We start from the raw sequence: 21,886 nt of genomic DNA on the forward strand, positions 1-21,886 counted from the left end.
CTGGGCACCTCGAAGTCCACATGATCCAGCGCCACGAAATCGCCGTAATTCTTATAGGCATCGCGCACCACGATCGCATGGTTGTTCGTGTCCGTCATCGATGAATCTTCCTCTCAGGCTTCCTTATTAGCTCGTGCTCGGCGGATCAGCAGAATTGCTTTGACAATCAGAAAAGTGACCGCGACCCCCATCAGAAGGGTCGACAGCGCACAGGCGCCGTATTCGGACCCGCGCTGATAACGATCATTGACCAGTAGCGTCAGTGTTTGAGTCTGGCCGGGAAGGTTGGACGACACCATGATGACCGCACCGAACTCGCCGAGCACACGCGCGGTGGTCAAGACAATGCCGTAGGTCAAACCCCAGCGGATGGACGGCAGGGTGATCCGCCAAAACGTCTGCCACCAACCAGAACCCAGGGTCGCGGCCGCTTCCTCCTGTTCCGTGCCCAGCTCGACGAGCACCGGTTGCACCTCGCGCACCACAAACGGCAGGGTGACGAAGATGGTGGCCAATACGATCCCCGGGACACCGTAAATGATTTTGATACCGAGGCTTTTCTCCACGAACCCGAGCGCGCCCGCCGATCCCCACAACACGATCAGTGCCACACCCACGATGATTGGCGAGACCGCGAACGGAAGATCGATGATCGTCTGCAATACGGCCTTGCCGCGAAACTTGTTACGCGCCAGCAGCAATGCCGTGGTCACACCGAAGACGACGTTCAGTGGCACCACGATCGCTACCACCAGCAGCGACAAGTGCAACGCCGAGATGGCCGCCGGAGTGGTCACCCAACCGTAGAACTGGGCAAAGCCGGGCCGGAAGGTCCGCCACAGGATCAGCGACACCGGAACGATCAACATCACCGTGACGTAGGACAATGCGCCGATCCGGGTGAGGTAACGGACCGCAGGGGTCGGCGTCGTCATTCGGCCGCTTCCTCACGCTTGGCCGCCCGCCCACCCACAATCCGCAACAGGAACAGCACACAGAACGAAATCGACAGCAGCACAATGGCGATCGCGGTCGCGCCGGTGCGGTCGTCGTTCTCGATCAAAGAGCGAATCCACTGAGACGAGACCTCGGTCTTGCCCGGCACCGCACCGCCGATCGTCACCACCGATCCGAACTCGCCAATGCAACGTGAGAACGCCATGCCCGCGCCCGACAACAACGCCGGTGTGAGCGCGGGCAAGATGATCGAGGTGAAAACCTTGAATCCATTGGCCCCCAGCGCGGCCGCGGCTTCTTCGACCTCACGGTCGATCTCCAGCAGCACGGGCTGCACAGCGCGGACCACGAATGGCAGGGTGACGAATGCCAGCGCCATTGCCACCCCCGGCGGGGTGTGTTGCAGGTGCACACCGACTGGACTGCTTTTCCCATAAAGTGCCAGCATCACCAAACTGGTCACGATGGTCGGCAACGCGAAAGGCAGATCGATCACCGCATCCACGAATCCTTTGCCAATGAAGTTGTCGCGCACCAACACCCAGGCCGTCAGAACACCGAAGAAGACGTCCAGCAAGGTGACCACTACCGAGACCGTCAGCGTCACCCGGAACGACTCCAACGCGGCATGCGAGGTGATTGCCAGCCAGAAAGCCTGCCAGCCGCCACCGACCGCCTGCCACGCGATGGCCAACAGTGGCAACAGCACCAGGACCGAGACCCATAGGGTCGCCACGCCGACCCGAAGCGAGGTGCTGAAAGGCGGTGCGCTCGGCCGCACCTGGCCTGGTTGGGTTGGTTCGGGAGCGAGTCCGGGGTGAAGGTCCGCCGGGTCGGGCGTTAGGGTCGTCATCCGGTGACCTGTAGGTAGATCCTGGTGATGCTGCCGGTGTGTCTGTCGAAGAGTTGCCGATCCACGGCATTCCAGCCGCCGAGGTCGGCGATGGTCCACAACTTCGCCGGCGCCGGGAATTGGCCACGATATTCGGCGGCCACAGCGGGAACAGCCGGTCGGAAACCGGCCTGTGCCCAGAGTCTTTGCGCTTGGGCGGTGTATTGGAAGTTCTTGAATGCGGTGGCGGCGGCCAACTGCGGACTGGTATTGACCACCGCTATCGGATTATCGATCTTGAACGTTTGTGGCGGAATCACGTGTTCGACCAGCTTGCCTTGCCGCTCAGCGGCTAGGGCCTCGTTCTCGTAGCTGAGCAGCACATCGCCGCTGCCTTCGACGAAGACATCGGTGGCGATCCGACCCGACCCCGGACGTAGCTTGACATGATCGCGCACCAGTCTGCTGATGTAGTCCACACCAGCTTGGCTGTCTCGGCCACCGCGACTCTTGACGGCGTACGGGGCGAGCAGATTCCATTTCGCCGAGCCCGAACTCAACGGGCTCGGTGTGATCACTTCAATGTCAGGCCGCAGCAGGTCATCCCAATCCTTGATGTTCTTCGGATTGCCCTTGCGCACGACCAACGTCACCACCGAACCGAACGGGATGCCCTTGGCCCAGTCGGTGGCCCACTCTGCGGCGACCTTCCCCGCTCTGACCAAGCGCGAGACGTCGGGCTCGGTCGAGAAGTTCACTACGTCAGCAGGTTTGCCGGCGACAACTCCACGCGACTGGTCACCAGAGGCACCGTATGAGGTGATCACTTGAACACCCCTGCCCTCCTCCGAGGCGTTGAATGCCGGAATAACCTTGCTCCAGCCGGGTTCCGGGACGGAGTAGGCCACCAGGGTGATCGTCGCGTTGACGACGCTGAGTCTCCCGCCGCCGAACACATCGCTGGATCCGCCATGACACGCCGACAGGACGCCGACGATCATCGTGAGTGCCACGGCGTGCCGCCAGCGCGCCGCACTGCGGATGCGTGTGAAAATCTGCGGCATTGACGGCCCCTCGGTTTTGGTGCGAAAGTGCTGAGCTCTATCCCCTAGCAGCGGAACGTTGCGTGACACCGAGAAGGGTTAGCCAACTCCGCACCACAACGCGCGCCAGGCGTTAGAGGGTCAATGACAACAGCGCACGAGGATGTCGCACGCCAGAACGCCGGGTGCCACATGCATGGCGGGAAGCCTAATGCCTCTGCCGGGCGGCAGCGACGTGACGTTTCGGCGCGCTACGCGAAGGACAACGCGCACTGGCGCGGGCAACCGGGCCGCGGGTCAATCCCCAGGCCTCGCCGGTGTGGCGGGCGCGCGGTTGCGACGCACCGCATAGTGCGGAGCCACTCGTACAGCTACCCATGCCACCCGGATACAACTGTACGTTTATATCGATCAGCAAACTTATGCGACGTTCTTGGACAGGTAGGACGCAAGCCGTCCACAACGGTAACCGCACCCTTGCCAACGCGGTGCCAAGCCGCTGCCGTCCGCCGACCGCGTAAAAGTCACGCTGAAAAAAAGCACGCTAGCGAGCACTATGCATACCTCGCGGCCAGGAGTCGGTGCAGATCGAAGTTCGGCGCTGTTGGAAAGCCGTTGCACCCTCGAGGAAGTCGTTTGATTGCACCGCAGCTTCTCGGACGAATGGACACACCGATCAAGCCGCAATCCAGGGCCTCGGCCGCCGACTGGGACTCCGCTCCGGAGGCCAGAACGAGATCACACGCCAGAGCTAGGGAGATGCCGACGCCTTGTTGCTCAGCTCGCCGAGTTGCTCAATCCGACAACCAGATTGATGGTGACCGCCAGGATTACGGCGCCCAGAAGATACGAAAGCACAGCCTGGCAGAGGGCGATGGCGCGCAGTTTGCCGGTCTGCAAGGTGGTGTCGGACACCTGGTAAGTCATGCCGACGGTAAACCCGAGGTAGAAGAAATCCACGAACCGAGGGTTTTCCGTCCCGTTGAAACTGATCCCACGTGCAGAGTTGGAGTAGTAGACGTCGGCATAGCGGACGCTGAAAACCGTGTGGACGACACACCAAGCGGCGACGATGCTGACCACCCCGAGCGCCGCCGCTATCTCCCTTTCCGCTCCTGCCTTTGAACCCGCGGCCAGTAGTTGTCCAACCCCGCCCAGGCTGGCCACGCTTGCCGACAAGATGATGACGTCGGTGACCCACCCCCTTGGCGGGTCCTCAGGCCGCACGTGATCGCGTGTCTGGTCGGCGTCCATCGGCAACACGACGCGCCATGTCCACCCGAGGTATACGCACGCGGCGACAATCCACCCGACAGTGGGCGCATACGTCCAGCCCGTCGTGAACCTGACCGCCGCGGCCGCCACCAGCCCAAAGAGCAGGGCCGCGATCAACCGAATCACCACATGTGCTTGCCAGCGCCCTCGGGGTTGGTATTCCATTCCGTAAGCTAAACACCTGCATTTTTCGAGGACGTGGCACGTCCCGAACAGCCGATGTGCGTGCACACCGGCCAGAATCTTCGGATTGGGCAATTTGCCCAGACTTTACGGAAACCGCCGGGCCTCGGCGCCGACCTGCGCTATAAATTGCCTGCGCCGCAGCGATTCGATGTGCCCGAAATGGACTCAAGCAAAAGGTAGGCAGTGAGCTTTCTCGTATTTCCACCTGAGGTCAACTCGGCATTGCTCCTTGCCGGCGCAGGGACGGGACCTTGGCTCGAAGCCGCGACGGCGTGGAATGGACTGTCGGCCGAGCTGACCGCTGCGGCGGAGTCGTTCGCGAACGTGACGTCGGGGTTGGTCGGGGGTTCGTGGCAGGGTGCCTCGGCGACGGCGATGGCTGCGGCGGCGGCCCCGTACGCGGGGTGGTTGAGTGCGGCAGCGGCTTCGGCCGAGTCGACGGCCGCGCAGGCGCGGGGCGTGGTGGGCGCATTTGAAGCGGCGTTGGCCGCGACCGTGGATCCCGCGCTGATTGCGGTCAACCGGTCCGAACTGGTGTCGTTGGCGCTATCCAATATCTTCGGCCAGAACACTCCGGCGATCGCTGCGGCCGAGTGGGACTACGAGCTGATGTGGGCCCAGGACGTGGCCGCGATGGCCAGCTATCACCTCGATGTGTCGGCGGTGGTGTCTGCGTTGCAAGAGTTCAGCCAGCCGGCGCCGGCCGGGCTGGGCGCTCTGAGCGGGACCGTCAGATCCGTCGCGACCGCGGGTCAACAACTCGTCCAGAACGTGGGCGTCTCGGGCGCGGCGGGGTTGACCGGCTTTGCGGGGTTGACAGGCTTTGCGGGGTTGACAGGCAATGGCCACATCGGCATTGGCGGCTATATCTCGGGTATCGGGAATTTCGGCTGGTCGAGTACGGGTAGTACAGGAACCGGCCTGTTGCGCAATTGGCTTTCCCAATGGCAGTTCAAGACGTTTGGTCCTACCAATGGCAGCGCCGCGAGCGTGGCCGGCGTGGACCTCGACGGTTTCATCAACAGTTTCTTGAGAACTGTTAATCCCAGCGCCGATCTTGACCTCTTCCCCATTACTTTGCCTTTAGACCTCAATGTCGGTGGCAGCATCGGCCCGGTCACCATTGAACCAATTCAGATTCTTCCGACGATTCCGCTGAACTTCAACCACACCTTCCTGTTGGGTCCGCTGGCGGTACCGGACATCCATGTGCCTGCGATTCCGTTGGCGGGAATTTCCATACCGATCGACATCGGGCCGCTGAACATATCGCCGATTACCTTTTTCCCCGGTGCGACCATCGACAGTCAGATCATTCCTATCCCTGCCTTTAACATCGGTCCCAGCGATGGAATTTCGATTGTCAACTTCATGTTCCCCGGCAGTGTGCCGTTATTGCTCTATCTAGGTGTCGACGCGACCACCGCGCAAGTCGGTCTTTCGATTCCTTCGATCACCCTTTTCCCGAGTGGCCTGAATGTTCCGGACAACCCGATCCATCTAGACGTCGGCATGTCGGCGGGCACCGGGGGTTTCACCATTCCCGGGTTCTCGCTTCCGGAGCAGGCAATTCCCCTGACGATAAACATCGCCGGCCAAATCGACGGCTTCAGCACTCCGGCAATCACTGTCGACGCCGTTCCAGCGCACCTGCACGTCGCCGTTCATGCCGACCGGGTCGTGCCCCTTTTTCCCTTGCCATCCATCCCGTTGCACGTCGACGTCGACGGCACCTTCGGGGCTCTGAACGTTGCGCCCATCTCGATGCCGGCAGCGCACCTGGCCATCACCAATGCATCGGTCAGCGTCGGCAGCTTCACCGTGCCGCAGATCGCTGTTCCCCACCTTCCGCTGCACGCGTCGGGAACCGTCGGCCTGGCACAAAACACCATCTCGGAGGCCTACGTCCGCATTCTTGATCCTCTCGAAATCCACGCACAGTTGGCCCTCGGCCCGATCACCGGTCCGCACATTTTCGCTCCGGTCATTACCCAGTCATTTGGCACTGCGGCTCATATTTATATGGAAAACATTACCGCCGCGCTGGCGGTGACTCCGCTTGGTTTTGAGAGCTTAACTTTAAACACGGAGCCCTTCGGTATACCGAATATCGATATTCCGATCCAAAACATAGTGACAGTCGACCTGGCGGGTGGCCTCGATCCGTTCACGTTGTTCCCCGGCGGCCTCACCTTCCCGGAGAATTCCGTGAGTCTGACCAATTTCTCCGCCGGCACCAATCCCTTCACGATCTTCCCCAATGGCTTCAAGATCGACCAATTCCCCTTCAGGTTTCACGCCGAGATTTTTTCTCCAACTCCATCCACGACGGGCAGCATCGGCCCCATCCATATACCGGCGGTTCCCGCTCTCCCGGCGATACATGGGGCCGTCACAGGCAACGTCGATCTCAACCTCGGATTGCCGTCGATTCCTCTTCCGGCCATCCATGGCGGGCTGCACGGAATCGCGAACTATGGCTTCCGCACCGACCAACCGATCAATATTTCGCCCTTCGGCGGTAAGGGCAATCTCGCCATCAGCCAGATTAACGCCGCCATCAATATCGCCTCGTTCCCGCTACGAATGGAAGTACCGGCGATCCTGCTGAAGATCGAGGGCACCGTCGCGCCGTTCAGCATCGGGCAGTCCATCTCCTCCATGGTCGTGCCGATCGATTTCACGACTGGCCCCATCACCATTCCGCCGCTGTCCCTGACTGATTCTATTCCGCTCGAGATGCCCTTTGATGTTCTGTCGGCCATCACCATTCCGGCAATCACGCACAACCAATCAATTCCACTGAATTTCTCAGTAGATACCCCGGTGTTCAACATCCCCGACACCACCCTTCCCGCGATACCTCTCGGCGGGAACACGCTCAGCTCCAGCGGCGGGGTGGCGGACCTGTTCAACGCCATCGTCGGCAACGCCGCCAATGCCGGACCGCGGTTGAGTGTCGCGCTCGACGCCGGCATCGACTGGCTCGGCCGTCAGTTGTCGAACGCCGGCCTGGGCAACGCCGGCGTCGCCAATCTGGGCAACGGCAACTTCGGCGAATTCAACTTCGGCGACGGCAACATCGGCAGCTACAACCTCGGCTGGGGCAATATCGGCGTGGCCAACATCGGTCTCGGCAACTCGGGCCTGGGTGCCCTGAGCGGCCAGAATCTTGGCCTCGGCAATTCCGGTTCGGGCAACATCGGGTTCGGTAACACCGGCTCGGGCAACATCGGGTTCGGCAACACGGGCAACGGGAACAGCGGTATCGGACTGATCGGGGACAACCGCAGCGGGTTCGGCGGCTGGAACTCGGGCAGCGGCAATGTCGGCCTGTTCAACTCCGGAAGCGGCAACTGGGGACTGTTCAACTCGGGGAGCAACAACAGCGGTTTCGGCAACTCGGGTCAGGCCAATACCGGCTTGTTCAACTCTGGCGTCTGGAACAACGGTGTCGGCAACGCCGGCGCGTTCAACAAGGGCGTCTTCAACGCGGGCACCTCGAACACCGGTGCCTTCAATCCAGGCAATGCCAACACGGGCTTGTTCAACAGCGGTCACGCCAACGTCGGCGTGGCCAACTCGGGCAACTTCAACAAGGGCGTGCTTATCGCCGGTAACCACAACGTAGGCGCCCTGTTCACCGGCGATCTGCAGGGCGGCGCCGGCATCAACCTGCTGGATATAAACCAGAACCTCGGACCGGTCCACATCGACCCCATCCACGTCCCCGGACTGCCGATCAATATCAACGAAACCTTCTACCTCGGGCCGTTCACCATCCCGCAAATCGATGTTCCGGCAATACCGCTCGACATCCACCAAAGCCTCACCCTGCCGGCTATCACCCTGTTCGAGGGCCTGCACATGCCCGCCGAGCTCCATACCATCCCGTTCGAGATACCCGCCGGCACGGCCTCGACCATGACCCTTCCCGTCATCAAATACACGGCCACGACCTTCTTCGGCAGTTTCCACGGCGCCGTACAAGATTTCTTCGTCGGCCAAACGTCTGATCCGAGGTCCACCAGCGGGCAGCCGACCACGGGCATCACCATCCACTTCAACGCCAGTAGCGCTAGAACGGGCAGGGTCGAATTCAACCTTCCCGAGATCAATATTCCGAAGATCGCCACCAACCCGATACCCCTGAGCATCGACGTGACGGGTGGTATCCCAGCGTTCTCACTGTTCCCGGGCGGGCTGTCGCTTCCGGAAAGCCCGATCCCGGTCAATCTGCTGGTGTCGGGCGGCTTGCAGCCGTTCACCATCTTCCCCGACGGCTACACGATCGACCCGATCCCGCTGCACCTGCGACTCGACGCCAACCTGCTTAACCCGCTGGACGGCGTTCCACCCTCGCTGAACCTGGTGGACTTCCATATGTACGGCGGGCTCGGCCCAGCGACTGTCCCTGATCTACCGATCCCCGCGATTCCGTTTAGCCTCAACGCCAATCTCAGCCACGGCGCCTTCACCATTCCGCCCATCGAAATTCCTAACGTCCCCATCAATGTCAGCGGAAACATCGGCCTAGGTCCTATCGGGATCGACCCCCAGCGCATCGCCAGCATCGCGGGCAACCCACTGGCATCCCTCCACTTCGACCAGTCCCAGAGCGCGGGCATGAAGATAGACCCGTTCTACATCTGGACGCCAGCCAACGCGGCGTGGGACCTAGCTACGACCGGCCCGGCTTTCATAGCGTTGGGCACAAATTGGCAAGACGCGCCCTTTCCGCTGCCACATGGACCACTGATCTTCGGCGGAGCCACTTCCGAACCCTGGTCGGCGACCCTGCAGGGGTTCACCTTTGCGTTCAACACGCCGGAAATCGTGATCAATCAGATTCCGCTGGGCTTCGAGCTGCCGGGCGGCATCGACGGCGCCACGATCTTCCCCGGCGGGTTGACCTTCCCCGCGAACAACCTGCTGAACCTCAACCTGGAGGCAGGATCACAGGCCTTCACCATCCCGGCAAGAACGATTCAGGCCATCTCCGCAGACCTGCACGGCATCGTCAGCATCGCAACCGACGGCAGCCTGCTCCCCCCATACAATTTCTTGAACATCAGCGTGACCGGCGGCGTCGGGCCCGCGGTCTTCCCGTCTTTCCACATCCCGTCGATTCCGCTGGGCTTCGGCCTAGACGGTGGCATTGGCCCCATCACCATTCCGTCGTTCTCCACCCCACCCATCCATCTGGGCCTCGACCCTTCCGTGACCGGCGGGCCTGTCACCATCCGCCCCATCAGCTTCGACCAGCTCGTTTTCCGCGTAGAGGGAATCGAAGTAAGCGAGATGAAGACCGGGTTGTCGACCAGCGATTTCGCGGTCAGAGTCAGCGGACTTGCCGGGGTAATTATTCAGGTCGGCGGCACGAGCTCGAGCACGACACCGGCGTTCGGCATCCCCCCGTTCGACCTGAAGCTCCCACCGGGCGGCGGAATCCCCGGCTTTGGCTTCCCCGTCGACCCCATCGACATCCGCCTGCCCTTATCGGTCACCATCCCATCCCTGACGTTCCCGGGTCTGTCGATTCCCCACCTACCGGTCGGGTTGGGCCTGTCCGGCGGTTTGCCTGCGTTCGATCTCCCGTCGATCACCATCGACCGGATTCCAATCGGCCTGGCCGGCAAGCTCACCTTGTTCTAGGCGTGTGACCACCTGTCCCACTTGCTAATTCGGAGGTAACGAGAGTGTCGTCATACGTGATTGCCGCACCCGCGGCACTGGCCGCGGCGTCGGCGGACGTATGGGGGATCGGCGAGGCGGTCAGGGCGGCCAGCGCGGCGGCGGCTCCGTGGACGACCGGCATTCAGGCGGCGGCCGTCGACGAGGTGTCCACCGCCATCGCCACACTCTTCGGCACCTTCGGACAGGATTACCAGGCGCTCAGCGCGCAATCCGCGGCGGCCAACGACGCGTTCGCGCAGGCGTTTCAGCGCGGGGCGGACGCCTATGCGCGCACCGAGTCCACCAATGCATTGTTCCTGCGGCCGCTGCTGAACAACCCGTTCATGACCAACGTGATGGGCTTGCTCAACGCGCCCACTGAGCTGCTGATGGACCGCCCCTTATATGGCAACGGCGCCGACGGCGCGCCGGGCACCGGGCAAAACGGCGGCGACGGCGGGTTGATCTGGGGTAACGGCGGCAACGGCGGGTCCGGAGCGCCCGGTCAGAACGGCGGCAACGGCGGATCGGCCGGCGGGAACGGCAACGGCGGCAACGGCGGGGCCGGTGGTGACGCGGTGGTTCCGGGCGGGGCCGGCGGCAACGGTGGGGCTGGCGGCAACGGCGGAAATACGTTCGGCAACATCGGTGGGGCCGGCGGGGCCGGAGGTAAGGGCGCGCCAGGTGCGCCCGGACAGCCCGGTGGGGCCGGCGGGAACGGCGGAGCCGGTGGCGCCTCCGGGCAAATCGCGCTCGGGAAGGGCAGTGCGGGCGGCGCGGGCGGCGCCGGCGGTGCAGGCGGCACGGGTTTGGCCGGCGGAACCGGCGGAGCGGGCGGGGCAGGCGGACTCGGTGGCGATGGCGGGTCGGGCAGCCTCGGCGGTGCGAAAGGCGTCGGTGGTGCAGGCGGCGACGGCGGCGACGGCGGAACCGGCGGGGTCGGTGTCAGCACGTCTGGTAACGGCGGCAATGGCGGCGCCGGTGGACGCGGCGGTGACGCCGGCGCCGGTGGAGCCGGCAGCGTGGCAGGCGCCTACGGCCACGGCGGCGCGGGCGGCAATGGCGGTGCTGGCGCGGACGGGGCGCACGCCGCCCCCGGGGCGGTGGGCTTCGCTGGCGGCGCCGGCGGAAGCGGCGGTACCGGCGGCAACTCCGGGGGCGCCGCCGGCGCCGGCGGTATCGGTGGCCGTGGCGGTAACGGCAGTGACGGCGGCAGCAGCAATTTCCAGTCGGGCTTGCAGGGCGGTGCCGGTGGCCAGGGCGGGGCCGGCGGCACGGGCGGTAACGGCGGCAATGGCGCCATCGGCGGCAACGCCGGTGACGGCGGCGCCGGCGGCACGGGCGGTAACGGCGGTCTGGGCGACGAGTTCGGTAATGCGGGCGGCGCCGGCGCCGTCGGCGGTGCGGGTGGCAACGGCGGGGACGCCGGCAAGGCCGGCACCGGGACCACACCGGGCCTCGGCGGCAAGGGAGGGACCGGCGGCAACGGCGGCAACGGCAGCAACGGCAGCGACGCAAACGTCGGCAACGCCGGCTTCGTGGGCGGCAAAGGTGGCGTCGGCGGCAACGGCGGGTCGGGCGGTGCTACCGGCATCGGCGGCGACGCCGGCAACGGTGGAAACGGCGGAAACGGCGGGAACGGCGGCGTCGACCACCTGGGCTCCGTGGTTGCCCCTGCCGGTGGCGCGGGCGGCGACGGCGGCGATGCCGGCACGGCTGGTACCGGAGCCACCGCGGGCCACGGCGGCAAAGGCGGAAATGGCGGCGACGGCGGCGACGGGCGCAACGCGGCAGGAGGTTTCGGCGGCAACGCGGGCAGCATCGGCGGCACCGGCGGTGCCGGCGGTAATGGTGGCAACGCCACCGGCACCGGCAGTGTCGGCGGTAATGCCGGCAACGGCGGCAAAGGCGGCCTGGGCGGCAACGGCAGCGACGACATCGGCACCGGTGCCGGTGCTGGCGGCGCCGGAGGCCAGGGCGGCAACGCCGGCAGCGTAGGCACTGGCGAAACCGCTGGCCGGGGCGGAATCGGCGGCGCCGGCGGCACTGGCGGCGACGGCGGCAACGGCGGCGTCGGCGGCGCAGGTCAAGCCGGCCACGACGGCGCCAAAGGCGGAGCGGGCGGCAACGGCGGCAACGCTACGGGCGCCGGCAGCATCGGCGGCAAGGCCGGCAACGGCGGCCAAGGTGGCACCGGTGGCCACGGCGGCGCCGACATCGGCACGGGCGGCACCTCTGCCCCGGCCGGCGGCAAGGGCGGCAACGGCGGCGACGCCGGGCAGGCCGGCACCGGGGCCGCAAATGGCGGCGGCGGCATCGGGGGCGACGGCGGAAGCGGTGGCGCTGGCAGCACCGGCAACAACGGCGGCATCGGCCTGGCCGGCGACAACGGCGGGCACGGCGGGGCCGGCGGCAACGGCGGCAACGCCACGGGCGTCGGCAGTATCGGCGGTAAAGCAGGCAACGGCGGCCACGGCGGAGCGGGCGGCAACGGCGGGTCCGACACCGGCAAGGGCGGTGTCAACGCTCCGACCGGCGGCAACGGGGGCAACGGCGGTAACGCCGGTGCGGTCGGCAGCGGCGAAACCGCCGGCGCCGGCGGCACGGGCGGTGACGGCGGCACCGGCGGCAAGGGCGCCGTCGGCAATAACGGCGGCGACGCCAAGACCCCCGGTGACAACGGCGGCAAGGGCGGCGCGGGCGGCAACGGCGGCAACGCCACGGGCACGGGCAGCGTAGGCGGCAAAGCCGGCAGCGGCGGCGACGGCGGAAAGGGCGGTAACGCCTTGGGCTCCGTCGGCGAGCAAACCGGCCAACTCATCGGCTACACCGGCGGGGCTGGCGGGGACGGCGGCGACGCCGGCGCCGCCGGCAAGGGCGCCACCGCGGGCGCCGGCGGTATCGGCGGCAACGGCGGTGATGGCGGCACCGGCAGTTTCAACCACTCGAAAGGGTTGTCCGGATACAACGGCGACGTCGGCGGTGACGGCGGCGCAGGTGGCAACGGCGGCAACGGCGGCGTTACCGGTACGGGCGGCAATGGTGGTAACGGCGGTGCCGGCGGTTACGGAGGCGCCGGCGGCGACACCCTGAGCAGTGCAAAGGCCAGCAATGGCGGCAACGCCGGCAACGGCGGCAACGGCGGCAACGGCGGCACCGGCGCGATCTCCGGCAACGGCGGCGCCGGCGGTACTGGCGGCAACGGGGGCCACGGGGGCAACGGCGCCACTAATCCGATCTTCACCAATGGCGTCGACAACGGCGGCAGCGGCGGCAATGCCGGCAACGGCGGCAACGGCGGCAGCGCCGGTTCCGGCGGCACTGCCGGCGCCGGCGGCACCGGCGGGCAGGGCGGTGCCGGCGGCCACGGCGGCGCGACCAACCCCGACAACGTCAACGGCAGCGACGGCGGCGCGGGCGGCCACGGCGGGTCGGGCGGCAACGGCGGCACCGCGACCGGCACCGGCACCGGCGGCAAGGCCGGTAACGGGGGCGCCGGTGGCAACGCCGGCAACGGCGGCGACGCAACCACCGTCGGCAAGGGCGGCAACGGAAACGTCGGCGGCAACGGCGGCAACGCCGGCGCCGTCGGCAGCGGCGCCACCAACGGTGGCGGCGGCTACGGCGGCTATGGCGGTCATGGCGGCAACGGCGGCCAAGGTCACAACGGCGGCAGTGGCGGCGCCGGCGGCAACGGCGGCACCGCCGCGGGCACCGGAAGCATCGGCGGCGTCGGCGGCGACGGCGGCGACGGCGCCCACGGCGGCGACGGCCAGGTCGGCGCGGTGGCGGGCGGGGCCGGTGGCCATGGCGCAGCAGGCGGAAACGGAGGCAACGCCACTGGCACCGGCAGCCTGGGCGGCAGTGCCGGAAACGGCGGTTCGGGCGGCGACGGCGGGAACGGCATCGACGTCGGCAAGGGCGGCGCCACCGCCGCGGCCGGCGGGGCGGGCGGCAACGGCGGCAACGCCGGCGTCGTCGGCACCGGCGCCCAATCCGGCAGCGGCGGGCACGGCGGCAACGGCGGCAACGGCGGCAACGGGGGCAACGGCAACGGCGGCGTCGACACCGCCGGCAAGACCGGCGACCACGGCGGCCTCGGCGGCAACGGCGGCAACGGCGGCAACGCCGGCGGCGCGGGAGGCCAGGCCGGTAACGGGGGTAACGGCGGCAACGGCGGGGACGGCGGCGCAGGTGGAACCGACACCGGCACGGGCGGCACCAGTGCCCCCGCCGGCGGCAACGGCGGCCGGGGCGGTAACGGTGGTCGGCCGGGCTCCGTCCTCGGCGGTGGCGCGACCGGTGGCGTCGCCGGCGCCGGCGGCAGCGGCGGTGACGGCGGCGTCGGCGCCAATGGTGCCGTCGGTGACAGCGGCGGTCATGGCGGCACCGGCGGGATCGGCGGCAACGGCGGTACCGCTTCGGGCACCGGTGGCGCCGCCGGTAACGCCGGCCACGGTGGCGGCGGCGGCAAGGGCGGCGACGGCGGAGCCGACACCGGGAAGGGCGGTGTCGCCGCCCCGGACGGCGGAGCCGGCGGCAACGGCGGTAACGCCGGCTTGGTCGGCACCGGCGGCAGCAGCCCGGGCAAGGGCGGCACCGGTGGGAGCGGCGGCGACGGTGGCGCCGGAAGCAACGCCAACTCCGGTGCCTCCGGTCAGGCCGGCGACTCCGGCGGCCACGGCGGAGCCGGCGGCAACGGCGGCAACGCCAGCGGCGTCGGCAGTGTCGGCGGCAACGCGGGCCATGGTGGCCAGGGCGGCAGCGGCGGACACGGCGGGACTGATGCCGGCACCGGTGGCAGCACCGCGCCATCCGGCGGGGCCGGCGGCGACGGGGGCAACGCCGGCAAGGCCGGCACCGGGGCCACCGCGGGCCAGGGCGGCGTCGGCGGCGCAGGCGGCAACGGCGGCAACGGCAGCAACGGCAACCCCATCGTCATCACCAACCTGGTCGGTGACCACGGCGGCGCCGGAGGTGCCGGTGGCGACGGCGGCAACGCCAGCGGCGCCGGCAGTGTCGGCGGCAGGGCCGGCAACGGTGGTCACGGCGGCAACGGCGCCAACGGGGGCGTCGACACCCACGGCACCGGGGTTACCGCCGCGTCCGGCGGAAACGGAGGCAGCGGCGGCAACGCCGGCGCGGCCGGCAGCGGCGCCACTGCGGGCGCCGGCGGCACAGGCGGCAACGGCGGCAACGGCGGCAAGGGCGCGGACGGCCTCCACGGCAACGCGGGCCAATCCGGCGACATCGGCGGCACCGGCGGGCTCGGCGGCAACGGCGGCAACGCCAGCGGCGTCGGCAGTGTCGGCGGCAATGGCGGCACCGGCGGCGGCGGCGGAAACGGTGGCGCCGGCGGGACCGATGCTGGCGCCGGCGCTCCGTCCGGCGGCACCGGCGGCCATGGTGGCAACGGCGGCAACGCGGGTGCCGGCGCCAAGGCAGGCAACGGCGGCACGGGCGGCACCGGCGGCAACGGCGGTGACGGCGCCAAAGGCGCCGACGGCACTCTCGAGAACGCCGGGAACAACGGTGGCAGCGGCGGGGCCGGCGGCAAAGGCGGCGACGGCGGGAACTCGGGTGCCGGCGGCACCAACGGGGCCAGTGGCTCGGGCGGCAACGGCGGGCACGGCGGCGATGGCGGCAAGAACGGCACCCTGGCACAGACCAGCAGCAACGGCGGTCACGGCGGTAACGGCGGCGACGGCGGCAAGGCCGGCAGCGGCGGGGCGACCAGTGCCGTCGGCGGCACCGGCGGCAAGGGCGGCAACGGCGGCAACGGCAGCAATGCCGTCGACCTTGGCACCATCGGCCCGCTACCGCCCGGACCGACCGGCGGCGCCGGCGGGAACGGCGGCAACGGTGGCGCGGGCGGCGTCGGCGACCTCGTCGCGACCGGCGGCGCAGGTGGGAACGGCGGCAAGGGCGGCAATGGGAGCAACATCTCACTCCAGACGGCGCCAGTACCACTCGCCGGCGGCGGCGGTGGAGCCGGCGGCGCGGGCGGAGCCGGCGGTGCCAGCACCGGCGGCCTGTCCCAGAACATCGGCGGGGCCGGCGGCGCGGGGGGAACCGGCGGCAACGGCGGGCATGGCAACAACAGTCATACCGTCGGCGGCTCCCCCGTCGCGGCGGGCGCGGGCGGCGTCGGCGGCCACGGTGGCACTGGCGGCGCCGGGGGTGCGGTGGGCATCGGCGGCATCGGCGGCAACGGCGGCGTAGGCGGCCAAGCGGGCGAAGGTGGCGCCGGCGGCAACGCCTCCCCCGGTTCGTCCGCGGTCGGCGCCAAGGGCGGCAATGGCGGCACCGGCGGAACTGGCGGCAACGGCGGCGCCGCCACGGGCGCCGGCAGCACGGCCGGTGCCGGCGCCAACGGTGGCCAGGGCGGCGGCGGTGGCCACGGCGGCACCGCCGGAAACGGCCAGACCGGTAGCCCCGGCGGCACGGGCGGACCCGGCGGCATTGCGGTCGGCGCCACCGGCGGCAGCGGTGGCAAGGCTGGCGACGGCGGCAACGGCGGTTCCTAATGCCACTACCCGCTAGCGTGTAAGGCGTGCACTGGACCAGGGCACTTCTGTCGGTGTGCTGCCTGTTGTTGGTGGCTGGATGCTCGTCGGCGAGATACGTGACGGTTAACGATTCCGACAACGGTCGTCACATCGAGCTCAAGAGCGGCCAGACGTTGGACATCGTCCTGGCCGACGACTACGAGACGTCGCACCATCAATGGCGTGACGAGCAGACGTACGACACCTCGGTTCTCGAACCACTGGGGATGAGATTCGAACCCGAGCGCAAGCCTCCTGGCGGCGGCGAGGGTGGCACCTTCACCAGCAAGTATCGGGCCGGTCGTGCCGGAACGGTGCACGTCACCCTGGTGCAGGCGGACAACAGCGATCACGTCGCGCGCCGCTTCGCGATCGACGTCACGGTGCGTTAGCCCGGCTTACGAAAGAGATAGACAACAAACCCGCCCTATCACCGCGAGACATTTCAGCCAAAATGTCTCAGCAGTATGCGCAGCTAGTGGCCAGTTCTGACGACCGCTGCGCCCGCTGGCCCGGTGCGCGGCCTTTCAACTTCATCACGAGATATTGACCGCCTGGGTGGCCCTACCGAGTCTTAGGTGAGCTCTCGGGGAAGGTGCGCTGAATCTTGAAGGTTGCAAAGGCCACTGACGCCGCCGCCATGATGTTCTCGCCGCTCATTGCTGCGGGTCGGTTGAACGTCTCGGCGGCGATTCGCACGCGCAGGCGTGGGTACAGCGGGTGGACGGGTGCGGTCAACGCGGACTACGACCCGCTGGACCCAGCGGTGGCAGCGCAGCCCCACGCTGCGTATGACGCACTGCACCGCGGTGGACGTGTTCACTACAACCCCCGACGCGCGACCTGGATCCTGCACCGACTCGACGATGTCCGCGCAGCGCTACGCGATACCGACCGAGTGACCAGCAGCGAGGGAGTGACTCGAATACGCGTAGTCGCCGATCTCGTCGTGCTCACCGACGGCGAGCAGCACAGCCGCCTGCGGAAACAAGTCCAGCCAGCCTTTACCAAAGGGGCGCTGGACAGTTGGCGCGACATCATCGACAGGCTCGCCGCCGAACTCGTCGATGACATGATCGCTTCGCGCGGCTGTGATGCAGTAGAGCGGTTAACGACGCCGATGCCCCTTCGGGTGATCGCGGCGATCCTTGGCGTCCCGGAAAGCGACATCGCCGACTTCCGCCGTTGGTCGGACGAGAGCACTCAGATAATCAACTTCACGCCCACGGTTAAAGGCTTTCGTCGACACAACGCGATCCCTGCGGGCCGCAGCGGCTCTGCGCCGCTATTTCTTGAAACAACTCGCGGACGGGCATCTCAAAGACTCGGACACCGTCCTCGGCCGCTTATTGGCGCACAACTCCGATGGTGCGCTAACCGACAACCAGTTGTTCTACATCGCCATCCTGCTGCTGATCGCCGGCAATGAGACCACAACCAACCTTCTCGGCGGGATGCTGCACACCTACGCCCATCACCCCGAGCAGTACGACATGATCCGCGCCAACCCCGACCTCATCCCGCAGGCCATCGAAGAACATGTCCGTTACACCAGTCCCATTCAAAACCTCTACCGCTACACACGTGCCGACTATCAAGTCGGCGAGGTCACCATCCCAGCGGGTTCACGCGTGCTGTTGTCGTTCGGAGCGGCCAACCGCGACCCGCTCGCCTTCGACGACCCCAACACCTTCCGCGCCGACCGAAACCCACGCTCCCACGTGGGATTTGGCTATGGTCCACACTTGTGCCTCGGTGCACCGCTGGCACGAATGGAGGCACGAGCCGTCCTCCGCGAACTGGTCTCCCGGGTGTCACGAATCTCCGTCACCGGACCCACGACGTGGTCCACCAACAGCTCACTACGCGGGCCGACACGACTCCCTGTCGTTCTCCACGAATAGCCGACTGGATGATCCGGGGCCGATTCACCGGTTGGTGGCACCGGCGAAGCAGCCGGCACCGGTATTGGCACCGGCGGCACCGGCGGCAAGGGCGCCGGCGGCCGCGACGGCCGGCCCGCATAACACCCGCTGCCAGATAGCACCAGGCCCCCCGTAATCCATTGCTACCGTGAGAAATTCAATGTTCGACGAGCTGGGCGCCCGCAGCGGATGGCATATCGGACGCCTAGACGGGATGATGGCGGCCGATGAGTGCGGAGGACTGGGAACCCTGGCTGGGCGAGCTCGAGGCGGCGTCGGCTGCCGGCGACGACGCTCGTCTGGCGGCGGCGTTGGATGACCTCTGGCGCTTCCCCTTCCACGAGCAGCGCGCGCGGCGGCACGATTGTTGGGACCGCTTGTTTGTGGTCTTGCTACGCGGGCTCGGCAGTGAGGTCGCCGGGGTCCGCGAGCTTTGCGATCACTACGCGCGCATCGTCATGAGCACCGAGTACGGACCGCCCTATGACGACACCATCCAGGAGGAACGCTCGGCCTACGTACAACGCCGCACGGCTCAACTGTTGCCGGCGCTGACTTCGCTGGTTCGCAGCGGAGAGAAGTCATTACTCCGCACGGTCGATGACCAGGTCCACGTCGAAGACCTGGCTGATTGCGCGCCCCAGCGGGTCGTTGAAGAGTTCATCGCGGCGGTCGCCGCCGGATCCCCGCTGGAGCTCGCGGCGCGGATCGCCTATCTCGACGGGCGGGCCGCGTGGGAGCCTCCTGGAGAATCAGTTGTCGGCTATCTCGACCACGCCGATGACATGGTCCGCGCCTACGCTGCGCGTGCGCTCGGCAAGCGCTACTGCGACGCTCGAGAGGAACTCTCACCACCAATCCCCGAGTTCGTATCGCGGCTTACCGCCAAGGAGATCGAGCGGCCGGGCATCGCGGGGCCATTCTTTTCGAATTGGTACGGCTTCGGCATGGAGGACTTCGCCGAACGTGCCGAGGTACAGGTCGAGGATTGGTTGTGCACCATCCTGGCCCAACGTAAGCATCCCGAGCCGGACACTCTGCCGTGCAGCAATGGCATCGACTTCTTCGCCCACGAGATCTTCGGTGGCTACCCCGGGTACGTACGTCGGCTCCTCGACATGGGACATCGTGAGCTGGCGGTAGAGGCGGCCACGGAGATCGATTACGAGGTCGCCGACATGGAACCTATCCTCGTCGAGCTCGGCAACAGCGCCGAGGCCGAGATCTGCCGGCGCGCCTGCTGGCATCTCGCCTACCACTACCGTCGGCTCCATCCGGAGGGCGAGGCACGCGGCTTTGTAGCCCGGCGAACCCTCGCCCGGGGTGTAGATCTTTTCATCAACTTCGTGCAGCCGCCCGAAGGCCAGCGCTACGCGTACGCAGCGACAATCTTTGCGCCGCCCGGCGGGGCGTTCGAAAAGGCAACCGCCGCAGCGTTACTCGACACCGTCTTACCCCCCTCGCTGCGTGGCGAGCTTGTGTCCTTCGGCGCCCCGGGCGACGGTGGCGTGCCTGGGCTGTACTCATTCGACGGTCAGAGCGCCAACGCGCGATACGCCTGCGGAGCGCTGGTGTTGTTTCGCGGTGCCGTCGATGTCCAGCGTTGGAACTCGATCCGCATCATCTGGCACGGGATTCCGGGAGCCTGGCGTCCAGAGGAATGCGGCTAGCAGCGCCCGAACGTGGTGGCGGGCGGACAAGCGCAGGCGCACAAAGCGATTAGAACGTTGTCGCGTTGAAGTCGAAACGGTCGGCGACGTAACCCCGCGACCGGCGCCTACCTCAGGTTCTGCACTATCGAACCCATGGTGTCAGACATCGTCTTTAAGACGTTGGACACGAGCGTCAGAAACAGGTTGTATCTGCCCACCATCTGCTGGAGAAAGAGCGATTCAATGGTGTTGCGCCACATGTCGAAGAGCGCCTCAACCGGCGACCGTATTAGCGACGGCGTCGGTGGCGGCACGTCGATCGACGGCTCGTGGACCACAGCAGCGGGGCCAACTTGCAACAGTGAAGCATTAGCCTCCTCGGCAGTCAGATACGCGCCCCTCGCCGCGTCCAAACTGCGCACGAACTGCGCTTGAAACGCGGCGGCCTTCTCGGCCAACGCGTGATAACCCTGTGCGTAATAGGAAAACAGATGCGCGATACCCGTGGACACCTCATCGGCCGCTGCGGGCGCCACGGCGACGGTGCGCATAGCCGCAGCCGCATGTGCTGTGCTGAGGTCCGACCCGATGATTTTCAAGTCCTCTGCCGCCGTCATCATCATGTGCGGCGCAACGATCACATGCGACATTCCACCGTCCTCACTGTGCGAAGCCAACGCGGGCTAACAGGAATTACGTTATTGTCGCTCGAATGGGCACGGTTGGCTTGAGTAATCGACTACTCAAATAGGCGAAGTCGACGCTTGCTGAGCTCGATCACCGAGCCCGCTGTCATGTCTCGCAGGACTCGTCGATCGTTCGGCGGTCTTGTCAGCCAGTCGCGGCCAGGTCTGGCCGATGAGCGCCGCTACGCAGCTTTTCCAGAGCGCGGGCCAGTAGACGAGAGACGTGCATTTGCGAACACCCGACTCGTTCAGCGATTTCGGTCTGTGTCAGCTCGTCGAAGAAGCGCAGTTTGATGACCATTCGCTCCCGCTCGGGCAGAGCAGCGATCAGGGGGCGCACCGTCTCAACACTGAGAATCTTGTCCAGGCTCGGATCGGTATCCCCCATCGTGTCTTTCAACGAGTCCCCTTCGTCGCCTTCTCCTCGTGGGGCATCAATGGATAACACCGAATAGTTGCTGTTCGCTACCATCACGTCCACTACCAGCGCTCGGTCGATACCTAGGTGCTCCGCAAGTTCTGTAGCGTTGGGAGCTCGTTGCAGCCGCCGCGTCAAATCGTTTGTCGCCGTGTTCAATTGCGACTGAAGTTCCTTGATCCGTCGCGGCACTTTCACAGCCCATCCGTGGTCGCGGAAGTGGCGACGAACTTCGCCCGTGATCGTTGGAACCGCGAATGCTAGAAAGTCTGCGCCGTTGTCGACGTCGAAACGGTTGACGGCATTGATCAAACCTACTCGGGCCACCTGCACGAGATCATCGAGGGACTCGCCCCGTCCTCGGTAGCGACTGGCGATGTGGTCGGCCAACGGTAGGCACCGCTGCACAATCAGATCTCGCTGCTGGCGATACGCGACAGACTCTGGCGGCAACTCGTTCAGACGGCGAAACATTTCGGCGACGTCTGCGTACTCGCCGGTCAACGTCATATCAATCCTCAAATCCTCGTCCGCAAGACATTTTCTGCGCGGGCTCTGATCTGAACTCGACCTCAGGGATCTACCCTTTTAGCCAAGAAACGAAACGTCGCTCCCCTCTCTGCCAACCTGAGTTGAGGCGCCCACCCCCTGACAATTAATGACTCGAGGGCGGGGATGGAGAGACTCC

13 protein-coding genes and 1 pseudogene are annotated in these 21,886 nt (G+C 66.6%); 5 read left to right on the forward strand and 9 right to left on the reverse strand.

Translation table 11 applies throughout. The features are described 5' to 3' along the window. From BST27_RS34075 to BST27_RS25900, 5 genes are all read right to left on the reverse strand, one after another. A partial coding sequence (locus BST27_RS34075) for a hypothetical protein (RefSeq protein WP_249025722.1) occupies positions 1 to 98 on the reverse strand: 98 nt, incomplete at its 3' end. Between the two features lie 15 nt (positions 99 to 113). Then, a complete protein-coding gene (cysW, locus tag BST27_RS25885; RefSeq protein WP_069422481.1) occupies positions 114 to 935 on the reverse strand; it encodes a sulfate ABC transporter permease subunit CysW in 822 nt (273 codons plus the stop codon). Further along, a complete protein-coding gene (gene cysT, locus BST27_RS25890) occupies positions 932 to 1,810 on the reverse strand; it encodes a sulfate ABC transporter permease subunit CysT (RefSeq protein ID WP_069422480.1) in 879 nt (292 codons plus the stop codon). The genes cysW and cysT overlap by 4 nt, the downstream gene beginning before the upstream one ends. Next, positions 1,807 to 2,853, reverse strand: a complete 1,047-nt coding sequence (locus BST27_RS25895; RefSeq protein WP_069422479.1) for a sulfate ABC transporter substrate-binding protein — start codon at positions 2,851 to 2,853, stop codon at positions 1,807 to 1,809. The genes cysT and BST27_RS25895 overlap by 4 nt, the downstream gene beginning before the upstream one ends. A 756-nt stretch (positions 2,854 to 3,609) precedes the next feature. Next, positions 3,610 to 4,272: a DUF1345 domain-containing protein gene (locus BST27_RS25900; RefSeq protein WP_069422478.1), complete on the reverse strand. Its 663-nt coding sequence runs from the start codon at positions 4,270 to 4,272 to the stop codon at positions 3,610 to 3,612. 204 nt (positions 4,273 to 4,476) lie between these two features. Here BST27_RS25900 and BST27_RS25905 point away from each other — a divergent pair, with 204 nt between their 5' ends. The 3 genes from BST27_RS25905 to BST27_RS25915 all read left to right on the forward strand — a co-directional run bounded on the left by BST27_RS25905 (position 4,477) and on the right by BST27_RS25915 (position 16,909). Continuing rightward, on the forward strand, positions 4,477 to 9,948 hold the full coding sequence (locus BST27_RS25905; RefSeq protein ID WP_069422477.1) for a PPE family protein: 5,472 nt from the start codon (positions 4,477 to 4,479) through the stop codon (positions 9,946 to 9,948). Between the two features lie 44 nt (positions 9,949 to 9,992). Beyond that, the gene (locus tag BST27_RS25910; protein ID WP_083148681.1) at positions 9,993 to 16,496 is read left to right on the forward strand and encodes a PE family protein; all 6,504 of its coding nucleotides are present in this window, start codon (positions 9,993 to 9,995) and stop codon (positions 16,494 to 16,496) included. A gap of 98 nt (positions 16,497 to 16,594) precedes the next feature. Continuing rightward, positions 16,595 to 16,909 carry a protease inhibitor I42 family protein gene (locus BST27_RS25915; RefSeq protein WP_069422620.1) on the forward strand — a complete coding sequence of 105 codons (315 nt, stop codon included), beginning with the start codon at positions 16,595 to 16,597 and terminating at the stop codon, positions 16,907 to 16,909. A gap of 172 nt (positions 16,910 to 17,081) precedes the next feature. Here the strand turns inward: BST27_RS25915 and BST27_RS34080 are convergent, their stop codons facing one another. Further along, on the reverse strand, positions 17,082 to 17,255 hold the full coding sequence (locus BST27_RS34080) for a hypothetical protein (protein WP_249025719.1): 174 nt from the start codon (positions 17,253 to 17,255) through the stop codon (positions 17,082 to 17,084). Between BST27_RS34080 and BST27_RS35125 the strand changes: the two are divergent. Continuing rightward, positions 17,191 to 18,421, forward strand: a pseudogene (locus BST27_RS35125) (cytochrome P450). The gene BST27_RS34080 and the pseudogene BST27_RS35125 sit on opposite strands and share 65 nt — an antisense overlap. A gap of 24 nt (positions 18,422 to 18,445) precedes the next feature. On the opposite strand, the gene BST27_RS32630 reads toward BST27_RS35125, so the two are convergent. Beyond that, a complete protein-coding gene (locus BST27_RS32630) occupies positions 18,446 to 18,583 on the reverse strand; it encodes a hypothetical protein (protein ID WP_156789337.1) in 138 nt (45 codons plus the stop codon). A gap of 86 nt (positions 18,584 to 18,669) precedes the next feature. Here BST27_RS32630 and BST27_RS25925 point away from each other — a divergent pair, with 86 nt between their 5' ends. After that, positions 18,670 to 20,112, forward strand: a complete 1,443-nt coding sequence (locus BST27_RS25925) for a hypothetical protein (protein ID WP_069422619.1) — start codon at positions 18,670 to 18,672, stop codon at positions 20,110 to 20,112. A 107-nt stretch (positions 20,113 to 20,219) separates the two neighbouring features. Here BST27_RS25925 and BST27_RS25930 read toward each other — a convergent pair whose 3' ends face one another. Together BST27_RS25930 and BST27_RS25935 are read right to left on the reverse strand one after the other, a co-directional pair. Then, on the reverse strand, positions 20,220 to 20,744 hold the full coding sequence (locus BST27_RS25930; RefSeq protein ID WP_069422618.1) for a PE family protein: 525 nt from the start codon (positions 20,742 to 20,744) through the stop codon (positions 20,220 to 20,222). Between the two features lie 181 nt (positions 20,745 to 20,925). Then, positions 20,926 to 21,708, reverse strand: a complete 783-nt coding sequence (locus BST27_RS25935; protein WP_069422617.1) for a SigB/SigF/SigG family RNA polymerase sigma factor — start codon at positions 21,706 to 21,708, stop codon at positions 20,926 to 20,928. Positions 21,709 to 21,886 lie beyond the last annotated feature (178 nt).

The organism is Mycobacterium intermedium (genome assembly GCF_002086275.1).
GTDB lineage: Bacteria > Actinomycetota > Actinomycetes > Mycobacteriales > Mycobacteriaceae > Mycobacterium > Mycobacterium intermedium.

Bases quoted from the DNA above. Each gene is read 5' to 3' on its own strand.
- cysW (WP_069422481.1), bottom strand. From the start codon at position 935: ATGACGACGCCGACCCCTGCGGTCCGTTACCTCACCCGGATCGGCGCA.
- BST27_RS25895 (WP_069422479.1), bottom strand. From the start codon at position 2,853: ATGCCGCAGATTTTCACACGCATCCGCAGTGCGGCGCGCTGGCGGCAC.
- BST27_RS32630 (WP_156789337.1), bottom strand. From the start codon at position 18,583: ATGGATTACGGGGGGCCTGGTGCTATCTGGCAGCGGGTGTTATGCGGG.
- BST27_RS25930 (WP_069422618.1), bottom strand. From the start codon at position 20,744: ATGTCGCATGTGATCGTTGCGCCGCACATGATGATGACGGCGGCAGAG.
- BST27_RS25925 (WP_069422619.1), top strand. From the start codon at position 18,670: ATGAGTGCGGAGGACTGGGAACCCTGGCTGGGCGAGCTCGAGGCGGCG.
- BST27_RS25900 (WP_069422478.1), bottom strand. From the start codon at position 4,272: ATGGAATACCAACCCCGAGGGCGCTGGCAAGCACATGTGGTGATTCGG.
- cysT (WP_069422480.1), bottom strand. From the start codon at position 1,810: ATGACGACCCTAACGCCCGACCCGGCGGACCTTCACCCCGGACTCGCT.
- BST27_RS25935 (WP_069422617.1), bottom strand. From the start codon at position 21,708: ATGACGTTGACCGGCGAGTACGCAGACGTCGCCGAAATGTTTCGCCGT.